Origin of the sequence: Merdimonas faecis (assembly GCF_001754075.1) — a bacterium.
Lineage (GTDB): Bacteria > Bacillota > Clostridia > Lachnospirales > Lachnospiraceae > Merdimonas > Merdimonas faecis.
The window spans coordinates 1-10,831 of sequence record NZ_MIEH01000036.1 but is presented as its reverse complement, the minus strand read 5'-3'; the positions used below and the strand labels follow the sequence as shown (position 1 = coordinate 10,831).

Genomic DNA, 10,831 nt, shown 5'->3' with positions numbered 1-10,831 from the left:
TGGAAAGAACCGGTTTACCGTATACGAATGCTATTCGCATATAGAAGACCTAAGGCCGCTTTTGGGGTTTTAATTGACAAATATTCTAGAGGAATGTAAAATGCTAACAGAATATGGTGTTTGTTATTGTATAGCATAGCTGTATTGAATGACAATAATGTCTGTGGTAGAAGGAAAATAAATAGTAGGAGAAATAATGGGAAATGAAGGAAAAAGTAATTAGCGTTGTAATACCTTGTTATAACGAAGAGAAAAGTGTTAATGACATGTATGAGCGATTGTTGAAAATTTTTAATGAACAATTATCATCGTATGCATATGAAATTATATATGTAGATGATTTTTCAACTGATAATACGCGAAAAGAAATAAGAAAATTATGCGATATAGATAAACATGTAAAAGCTGTTTTTAATGCAACGAACTTTGGGTTTCATAGGAATGTGTTTTCCTCGTTGACATATGGGTCTGGAGATGCCGTATTTTTGCTTTTTGGTGACCTGCAGGATCCGCCGGAGATGTTACCTAAATTTGTAGAAAAGTGGGAAGAAGGAAAGAAAGTTGTTATAGGACAGAGAAGTAAAAGTGATGAGGGTAAGATCATGACTTTTATGCGGTTTTTATATTATAAGATTATTGACTGGTTTTCGGATAGAAAGCAGATCTCTCTTTTTACTGGTTTTGGTTTGTATGACAGAGAATTTACAGAAGTTTTATCACAAATAGATGATATCCAGCCATATTTCAAGGAAGTAGTAGCGGAATATGGAATGGATATAGAGATTATAAAATATGAACAGGCAAAAAGTGAAAGAGGAAAGTCTAATTTTAATTTTTGGCGTAATTATGATTTTGCAATGCAGGGGATTACTTCGTCGACAAAATTATTAATGCGATTAGCTACATTTGTAGCTGTTATAATTGGATTAGTTTGTATTGGGATAGCTGTTTTTGTTTTTATTAATAAAATTTTAAATTGGGACACGTATCCTGCTGGAACAGCAACACTCATTATTGGAATTTTTTTCTTGGGAGCTATACAATTGTTTTTTATTGGAATTTTAGGAGAGTATATTTTAAGTATAAATGGAAGAGTTGTGAAGAAACCTAGAGTTGTTATAGGAGAAAAAATAAATTTTGAGGACGAAAAAAAAGATAATGAAGAATCTTATAAATCAGATTGTTAAGTTCGGATTAGTTGGAATTATATCGTTTTTGATTGATTATGGTGTGTTTTGGTTTTTGCATAATGTAATAGGAATTTATTATTTATTTGCTAATGCTTGTTCCTTTTCGGTATCTGTTATCGTAAATTATATTTTGAATTTAAAATATGTTTTTATTTCAAGTGAAGAGGCAAATAAAAGAAAAGAATTTTTTATATATATCGTCTTAAACATTATTGGGCTGGGATTTAATCAACTTATCATGAAGCTCTGTGTCGATTTTGTAAAAATTGCACCATTAATAGCAAAAATAATAGCAACAGGAGTTGTAATGATTTACAATTTTATATCCAGAAAAATTTTGATAGAGAAACATTAAGGGAGAACCACAATGGTTGTAAATTCAATAAAAAGAGAACAGGAAAAAATCATACATTATTGGAAGGATACAAAAGAACCGGGGAAAATAGATATTTTATTATTGTCTGTTTTGTTGTTAGTTACAACAGTAAGTTTTTTATATGGGGATGTAATGGTAACGCTAGAACATTCATTCAATTTTTTGGATAGTGTTTTAAGTGGACGCTTTTTGGAATTTTACCAAATAGCGATAGAAAATAGCACATTCGGACATCCGGCAGTATATGAATTTCCTATCTATGTTATATTTGCGATATGGAATCTTCCTGTATATATAGCAAATAAAGTAATAGGTGTTGATTATTTAAATTCAACTTTATGCTTAATGTGGTGTAAATTAATGATGATTGTATTTACAATCATTGCAGCTAGACTGGTATATCAAATCGGGGAGCAATTAGGTTTTCTGAAAGAAAGATGTAAATGGGCTGTGTTCTTTTTTTTAACTGCGGCTACAGTTGTGATACCTGTTTTTGTAATTGTACAATATGATATTGTTTCTGTGGTGTTCATGCTTTTAGGAATAAAGGCATATATGCGTGAAGAAAATAAAAAGTTTATTCTGTGGTTTATGGTGGCGAATACATTAAAACTTTTTGCTGTATTCATTTTTATACCTTTAGTCTTACTAAAAGAAAAAAGGCTAATTTGGATTGGAATAGAAGTGCTGTCAGGGCTCTTTGAATTGTTAATATGCAAAGTAATCTTTCAAGGTAATGCTGCATATCAAGCTTCAACAACAGGATTTTCAGATACTATGATTGAAAGGCTTCAAGCAACAGGAATTAATTGGCAGTATGATGGTTTTGTGATCCCGCTTTTTGTCTTGCTAATGGTAGGGGTTTGCATTTTTGCATATGCGAAACAAACAGTAAATTTAGAGGAAAAATCTCGATTTGCAATATATTTGCCATTGGTAGTTTTTTTGGGATTTCTTGGACTTGTTCCCTTTAATCCATATTGGATGATTCTTGTTGCACCGTATTCTGTTTTGGTTATATTTATTACACCGGAGAAATTGAAACTAAACATTTTGTTGGATGCAGGAATAGGTTTTGCTGTTGTATGGATATCAGTCATGATAAATTATCCTGTGTTTTCAAAACAATTGCTAAATCCGCTTTTCTTATCTAAAGTAATATCACCAGATAGGACAACTAAATTTACTTATGTTAGAGAAATATTTATCTCATTAGGATTGGATAATATGATAAATTTTTGTGCGGCATTTTTAATTGCATGTATTATGGCAATCTTAATTATCAATTATCCGAGAAGACATCATATAGAAATGGGGCTAAATACTGAAAGAATAGAAAGAGGAGTTGTATGGATTAGGGGAGCAGTTCCGTGTGTGTTTGCTATGTTGTTGATGATATGCTATATCTGGCCTGTAACGGGGATGATATATAATCTGATAGATTCGAATCTAGTTGATTCATCGGTTGATTTATTACAGAAAGATTCGTCCGTAGAAGAAAAGTTAAAGTTTGATTCAGATATGAAAATATCAAAGATGGAGATTGCCTTTAATGCGGAAGGGTTTGAATGGATTAATTCTTCTTTGGTTAAGGTTGCGGTGATAGACAATAATAATAAAGTTATGTGGGAGGAAAGCAAACCAGTAAATACTTTTGAAAATGGAATAGCTATTTTTAAGCCTGGAGATATTCTCTTACAAGAAAACCAAGAATATACTCTGAAAATCACAGCCGAGAATGGTGAAGGTGTGCCGTTATATATAAAATATAATGGAAATCAAAATCAATTTGCTACATTTGAAAACGGGGAACAAGTTGAAGGAGATTTAGGAATAAATATATTTGGAGAATGGAAGTAGAGGAGACAAAAAATTGAAAAAGGTACTGATAACGGGGTCAAATGGACAATTAGGTAAGGCATTAAATCAACAATTGAAAGATAACAAAAATTTTCAAGTTATTAATACAGATGTGGACGAATTAGATATCACAAAGTTTAGTGAAGTAAATGAGTTTGTGAAGAAAATAAATCCCAATATTATAATTAATTGTGCGGCTCATACGGCGGTTGATATATGTGAAAAACAAAAAGATAAAGCATATCGAATTAATGCTGTTGGTCCGAAAAACTTAAGTGTTACAGCAAAAGAAATCGGAGCCGTTATTGTTCAAGTGTCTACAGACTATGTATTTGATGGGAAAAAGATAGGAAAATATACAGAAAGTGATAGAGCTAATCCTCAATCTGTATATGGTCAAACGAAGTGGGAAGGCGAAGAATTTGTAAGAAAAACAAATGAAAAACATTTTATTGTAAGAACAGCATGGTTGTATGGAGATGGGAAAAATTTTGTTCGAACAATGCTTCAACTTGCAGAAAATAGTGCTGAGATTCGTGTGGTAGAAGACCAGGTTGGAACCCCAACTAGTGCAAAAGAGGTTGCGAAAGTAATTATGAAACTTGTTGAAACAGAAAACTATGGTACCTATCATGCCACTTGTGAGGGACAATGTAGCTGGGCAGATTTTTCAGAAGAGATATTCCGATTGAGCAGAAAAGATATACATGTTAAAAGAATTACATCAGAAGAATATAAAACGGCGGCTAAAAGACCTCAAAATTCTGTGTTAGATAATAAAAATTTGCGTGAAAAAATTGGTTATAGCATGCAGGGCTGGGAGGATGCACTTGAGGAGTTTATTGCTGAGAAAATAAATTAGAGAAGAAGTTTTATATTGGGAATATCGAGAAAACAGGGGATTATTATATGAAGAAGGAAAGACTATTTTATTTGGATTTTGTACGGGCTATTGCGGTTGTCTCCATATTAATGACACATTTTAATGCAAGATTTTTATATTTGACACCACCGATGCCCGAAAAAGCGGTAATTACTACTACCGTGAGCAACATCTATATTGGTGCCTGGGGAGTGTCGTTGTTCTTTATCATTTCTGGAGCAGCATTGATGTATGTTTATCAAGAAAAAATTGAAATAAAGAAATTCTATAAAAAGAGATTTTTGTCTATATATCCAATGTTTTGGATGGCATATATTATTGCTTTTTTTTATTTGTTTTATACAAATAAAATGATTCCAGGAAGCGGGGCTCCTAAAATAAACTTTCTGTATACAATTTTAGGAATGGATGGGATGGTTGCAGCATACATTCCGACTTATTATATTTTGGGAGAATGGTTTTTGGGAGCAATTATTTTGATGTATATTTTATTCCCCTTGTTAAGAGTTGGTGTTAAAAAGCAACCGATTCTGACAGTTTGCCTTGTCATTATAGTTTATGTTTTAATGATCGTTTATGTAAAGAAAGTCAATGTAAGTATAATCATTCTAACAAGACTGCCTGAAATTCTATTTGGAATGCTATTTGTACAGTCAGAAAAAAAGGTCAATTGGAAAATGGCAATAGCTGCATTGTTGGTTTTAGTTGTAAATGAAATTATAAGTCCATCGTTTCCAGAAGCAATACAGACTACATATGTGGGAATAGCATCCTTTATTTTGTTAGTATACATTTCGTATTGGTTGAAATTTGGGTTATGTATTAATGTGTGTAATTTAATAAGCAAATATTCTTATGCTATCTTTTTGGTACATCATGTTATTATTTCGGAGATGATGATGACCTTTGATTTGACGCAAATTTCCAGAGAGTATAGTTATTTGCTATTTGTTGTAATTTGCTCAGTTATTGCTGTTTTTGCCTGGGGATTGTATCGGTTTCATGCATATGTAATGCATCAAGTACCCCAATTGTTTAAAAAATAACTAGATTGCATTATGTTAACAATTAGAGTAGAATATAGATAAATTAATTATATTATTCAAGAACGGAGAGGAAAGTTTTGAAAAAAATATTAATTACAGGTTGTCATGGACAAATGGGGAAAGCTCTAAATGTTTTTTATGAGGGGGACAAAAATGTTTGTTTAGTTAATACGGATGTAGGAGAACTGAACATCACAGATCAAGAAGAGGTAATGCAAAAAATAGGGGAGATTTCGCCAGATATTATAATTAATTGTGCGGCGCATACGCAGGTTGACGCGTGTGAAACAGATCAAGAGAGAGCTTATCAAATTAATGCGGTCGGACCTTATTATTTGAGTCTGGCGGCGAACGCGGTAGGAGCAGTGATAGTTCATATTTCATCGGATTATGTATTTGATGGAACTAAAGAAGGATCATATGTAGAGGGAGATAAATATAATCCACAGTCGGTATATGGAAAGACAAAGTTAGAAGGAGAGGAATTGGTTAGAAAAACGGCAGACCGATATTTTGTGGTGCGAACCGAATGGTTATATGGAGAGGGTAAAAATTTTCTTAATACTATGTTGGAATTATCAGAAAAGAACGAGAGTGTTCGAGTGGTGGACGATCAATTTGGTGCGCCAACTAGCGCAGAAGAAGTTACTAAAGTAATAGATTTGTTATGCCATTCCGATAAATATGGAACATACCATGCAACCTGCGAAGGAGTGTGCACTTGGGCTGGATTTACAAAAAAAATATTTGAACTGTGCGGTAAAAAGACAAAAGTTATCCCGGTTACAACAGAGGAATATGGTGCAGCGGCTAAAAGGCCGGCCAATTCAATTTTAGAAAATAGATTGTTAGAGGAAAATTTTGGGTATCGAATGGCTGATTGGGAAGATGCATTAAAAAAATATTTACGGGATAGGAAGTTAATAATCGAATAAAGGAGTTGTAAAGTTAATGAAGAAAAAGGTGCTAGTGACAGGTGCAAATGGATATATTGGTAGACATGTTGTAAGTGCTTTGTTGGATGCAGGACATGAGGTGATTGCGGCCGATTTTCTTTTTGACGGTGTAGATAAACGTGCAACATTTGTGGATACACCAATTTTCAGTGGAGATGAAAATATTTATGAGAAGCTTGGGAAACCGGATGTCTGTATTCATATGGCCTGGAGAAATGGTTTTGTACACAATGAAGAAAGCCATTTGATGGATCTGCCGAATCATTTTACTTTTATTAAGAATATGATTGCTGGTGGCCTCCCACAGCTTTCAGTCATGGGAACTATGCATGAGATCGGCTACTGGGAAGGGGCGATTACGGAAGACACACCGGCAAATCCCACATCACTATATGGTATTTCTAAGAATGCGCTGAGACAGATGACTTATCTTTTGGCTTCTGGAACGGATACAAAGGTAATGTGGCTGAGAGCATATTATATTCTTGGAGATGATAAAAAAAGCAATTCTCTTTTTGCTAAGATCGTAGGCTGGGAAGAAGAAGGGAAAGAAACCTTCCCCTTTAACTCTGGAAAAAATATGTATGACTTTATCACGGTAGATGAACTGGCGGCGCAGATCGCAACAGCATCCACGCAGGAAGAAATTACAGGTGTTATCAATTGTTGTACTGGTAAGCCGGTTCCGTTAGCTGATAAGGTGGAAGAGTTCATCAAAGATCATGGATTCAAGATTCGGCCGGAATATGGGGCGTTTCCAGATCGCCCTTATGACTCGCCTGGTGTATGGGGAGATGCGGAAAAAATCAATAAAATCATGAATAAAAGATAAGGAGAAAGTGTAATGAAAACTTATTTAGTAACTGGGGGAGCTGGATTTATTGGCTCCAATTATATCCATTATATGTTTAAGAAATATGGAGATGAAATTAGGATCATTAATGTGGATAAACTGACATATGCGGGGAACTTAGAGAATTTGAAAGATATTGAGGACAGAGATAACTATACGTTTATTAAGGCAGATATCTGTGATACTGAAAAGATTAATCAGATTTTTGAAGAAAATGATATTGACAGAGTTGTGCATTTTGCTGCAGAAAGCCATGTGGACAGAAGTATCAAAAATCCGGAGGTTTTTGTAAAGACCAACGTGCTGGGAACACTGGTCATGTTGAATGCTGCAAAGGCTGCATGGGAACAGGAAGACGGAACCTTCAAGGAAGGAAAGAAGTTTCTGCATGTTTCCACAGATGAAGTATATGGGTCTTTGGAAAATGAAGGAGAGTATTTCTATGAGACGACTCCATATGATCCGCACAGCCCGTATTCTGCCAGCAAAGCGTCATCTGACATGTTGGTGAAAGCTTATATGGACACCTACAAGTTCCCAGCTAATATCACAAACTGCAGCAATAATTACGGGCCTTATCAGTTCCCGGAGAAGTTAATCCCACTGATTATCAACAATGCACTTCATGGGAAAAAGCTGCCGGTGTACGGAGATGGAAAGAACGTGCGTGACTGGCTGTATGTGGAGGATCACGCAAAAGGAATCGACATGGTTCAGGAAAAGGGGCGCTTGTTTGAAACCTACAATATTGGAGGTCATAACGAGAAGCAGAATATTGAGATCATTCATATTATCTTGAATACACTGCAGGAGATGCTCCCGGATGATGACCCGAGGAAAGCACTAGTAAGCGAAGACCTAATTACCTATGTAGAAGACCGGAAGGGACATGACAGGCGTTATGCCATCGCACCGGATAAGATTAAAAAAGAAGTAGGCTGGGTTCCGGACACCATGTTCGAAGAAGGGATTCGAAAGACCATCCAGTGGTTCTTTGAGCATGAGGAGTGGATGCAGCATGTGACCAGCGGAGCTTATCAGGAATATTATCAAGAAATGTATGAGTCATAAGACATCAGCATAATGATAAAGAGGTGAGGAAGGAATGAGAAAAAAGCATGTAAAAACCTTATCTGCGTTATTTCTGGCTCTTTGCATGATAGCTCAGCCATGTCTGTCATATGCGGCAGAAACTTCTGTCCAGCAGCCACAGACAGTAGAGCAGGAGACACCAGAAGAGCAGCCGGTAGTTCCGCCTGCCGTAGAGACACCCGTTGCAGAGGCGCCCGCTGTGGAGACACCTATTGCAGAAACGCCTGTTGCAGAGGCGCCTGTGCCGGAGGAAACGGCTCCGGTACCGGAGGAGACAGTGACAGAGTTATCCGTCGAATTGACAGAAAGCCTGGCGGATTACCTGCAGAAGCAGGAGGATACGGCTTCCTATGCAGATACGGTCAGCCTCAAAGTAAAGACTTCCGGCGGTTATCTGCTGACCCGGGAAGATCTGGATGTGATGGCTCAGATGTTCCCTGCGTTGACGAGACTGGATGTGCGGCAGAGTATGTTTGATTCGGAAGAAACCTTGATGGCATTTCAAGAGTATTTTGCGTCAATTGGAACGGTAGAATTTCTTTACACGGAAGGAACTTTCCCAGCAGAGGAGATACCGAAGGAGAAAGTGGATCCGGATGCGGGGGAGGAATCTTTTTCCGACATTGAACTACAGGATACAGATTATACTTTGCAGTTGAATGGGATTTGTCTTCTGGATAAGGGGATTAAATACGAAGTAGGAGTTGCATATGAATCCACTGATCCGAACATAGAGTTTCAGTGGAAACAGTATGACCTGTCTCGTGGTATATGGACAAATGTTACAGATTGGATAACAGGAAATTGGATTACTTGGGAACCAGACAAAGCGGGAGATTATTGGATATATGTAGAGGCAAGAACTTCAGATGGTAAAACAGCTTCTTCAGTATATGGAACGCATTACAAGGGGGTTCAAGTGCAGTTGAACGGTGTTTGCGTGCTTGATAAGCAGGATCACTATGAAATGGGAGTGGCATATACATCCAATGATTCTGGTTTAAAATTTCAATGGAAGATTTACGATCTACAGTCACAGGTGTGGATAAAACTTCAAGAGCCTTCTGGGGGGAACTGGACATCTTGGAGTCCAAAGAAAGCAGGGAATTATTGGATCCATGTAGAGGCAATTGATAGTAAAGGCGGTATAACAACTCATACTATCGGTTTTTATTATCCTGGTTTGCAGGTGCAGCTAAATGGTATCTGTGTAATTGATCAAGATGTGCAGGTAGATATGGGGGTAGCGTATACGACTAATGATGCAGATATAATGTTTCGTTGGAAATTATATGATCTGTCTCGTGGTATATGGACTATGATTTCAGACTGGAGTAATGGGAACTGGACATCTTGGAAACCGGAAAAGTCAGGAGATTATTGGCTCTATGTAGAAGCAAAGACTAGCGATGGGAAGGTAAAGACACAAGTGTGTGGGCATCATATTTCCGGAGCAAAGATAAAGTCTTTTAGCGTTAGTCCCCAATCTCCAGGATGGACAGATAGTACGATTATGCTGAAGGGTTCATATCAAGATTTGATAAATGAGGTAGGTTTGAGCCGGTTTATTGTTTATGATGGTTCTGTGTGGAAAGAAATCTCGAGAAATGAAAATAGTGCGGAATGGATGCCGGGAAAACTTGGAAGTTATTTGCTGTGTTATGAGATATATAATAAAGATGGGAAATTAATAGCACAGTCCTTTACTGGGTATTCTATTGAACAACCATACATGAATATTTTGGGGATTTATGTTAGAAAAGATGGAACAATGAATTATTCAATGGCAGCGTCTGTTTCGACCAATGATAAGAATGCGCAATATCGTTGGAAATACTATGATCCCGGTGCTGGAGAATGGCATGATATAAGTGGGTGGAGTAATTCTAATGCAACAAATTGGAACGCTCCGAAAGAGGGATACTATTGGTTATATGTAGAGACAAAGATTCACGATGGCTCTACTCAGAATTATACTATAGGATATACTGTAAATCGTTACCCGGCAGATCTTGAGAGTATGATGTATCTAGCAAATGTTTATTCAAGTTATACTCCATACATTATTATGGTAAATAGTAATACTCATAAAGTGGGAGTGTTTCAGGGATGGGCAGGTAATTGGACTCCTGTTTACTATTGGGATTGCACTACAGGAGCACCGAGTACACCGACTGTGAAAGGAACATTCCGAGTAGGAAGCAAGGGATATTATTTTGACTCAGGTAGCGCAAGATGTTACTGGTATACGCAGTTTTATGGAAACTATTTGTTCCATTCTGTTTTATATAGCAAATATAATGGAGCATTGATGGATGGAAGGCTAGGGATGTCTTTATCACATGGATGTGTTCGGCTTGATATCAATAATGCTTACTGGATTTATGCAAACATACCGTCTGGAACAACAGTAGTGGTTTATTAAATACACAATTAAAGGATATTATTTACAAGATAGAGGTTTACATATGAAAATGTTGGCCTTAGAGTGTAGACAAAGGCCCCGGTTTATGCCGGGGCTTTTCTTTACATTCTCACAAAACCTGAAACGTACACGGTAAACCGGTTCTTTCCA

The 10,831-nt window shown here is 36.5% G+C and carries 9 protein-coding genes; all 9 read left to right on the top strand.

Annotated elements, in window-relative coordinates; all coding sequences use genetic code 11:
• Window positions 1-203 precede the first annotated feature (203 nt).
• The 9 genes from BKD12_RS15425 to BKD12_RS15385 all read left to right on the top strand — a co-directional run bounded on the left by BKD12_RS15425 (window position 204) and on the right by BKD12_RS15385 (window position 10,681).
• Window positions 204-1,187 (top strand): glycosyltransferase, encoded by a 984-nt coding sequence (locus tag BKD12_RS15425; RefSeq protein ID WP_070090246.1) that lies wholly within the window; start codon window positions 204-206, stop codon window positions 1,185-1,187.
• Window positions 1,159-1,545, top strand: coding sequence for a GtrA family protein (locus BKD12_RS15420; RefSeq protein WP_070090245.1), 387 nt, complete (start codon window positions 1,159-1,161; stop codon window positions 1,543-1,545). The genes BKD12_RS15425 and BKD12_RS15420 overlap by 29 nt, the downstream gene beginning before the upstream one ends.
• A 12-nt stretch (window positions 1,546-1,557) precedes the next feature.
• Window positions 1,558-3,426 carry a hypothetical protein gene (locus tag BKD12_RS15415; protein ID WP_070090244.1) on the top strand — a complete coding sequence of 623 codons (1,869 nt, stop codon included), beginning with the start codon at window positions 1,558-1,560 and terminating at the stop codon, window positions 3,424-3,426.
• A gap of 13 nt (window positions 3,427-3,439) precedes the next feature.
• On the top strand, window positions 3,440-4,288 hold the full coding sequence (rfbD, locus tag BKD12_RS15410; RefSeq protein ID WP_070090243.1) for a dTDP-4-dehydrorhamnose reductase: 849 nt from the start codon (window positions 3,440-3,442) through the stop codon (window positions 4,286-4,288).
• A gap of 47 nt (window positions 4,289-4,335) precedes the next feature.
• Window positions 4,336-5,355: an acyltransferase family protein gene (locus BKD12_RS15405; RefSeq protein WP_070090242.1), complete on the top strand. Its 1,020-nt coding sequence runs from the start codon at window positions 4,336-4,338 to the stop codon at window positions 5,353-5,355.
• A 77-nt stretch (window positions 5,356-5,432) separates the two neighbouring features.
• Window positions 5,433-6,290, top strand: coding sequence for a dTDP-4-dehydrorhamnose reductase (gene rfbD / locus BKD12_RS15400; RefSeq protein ID WP_070090241.1), 858 nt, complete (start codon window positions 5,433-5,435; stop codon window positions 6,288-6,290).
• Window positions 6,291-6,306: 16 nt separating this feature from the next.
• Entirely contained in the window at window positions 6,307-7,143 is an 837-nt protein-coding gene (locus BKD12_RS15395) for an NAD-dependent epimerase/dehydratase family protein (RefSeq protein ID WP_070090240.1), read from the top strand.
• A gap of 12 nt (window positions 7,144-7,155) precedes the next feature.
• Entirely contained in the window at window positions 7,156-8,235 is a 1,080-nt protein-coding gene (rfbB, locus tag BKD12_RS15390) for a dTDP-glucose 4,6-dehydratase (protein ID WP_070090239.1), read from the top strand.
• Between the two features lie 34 nt (window positions 8,236-8,269).
• Window positions 8,270-10,681, top strand: a complete 2,412-nt coding sequence (locus tag BKD12_RS15385) for a L,D-transpeptidase family protein (RefSeq protein ID WP_070090238.1) — start codon at window positions 8,270-8,272, stop codon at window positions 10,679-10,681.
• Window positions 10,682-10,831 lie beyond the last annotated feature (150 nt).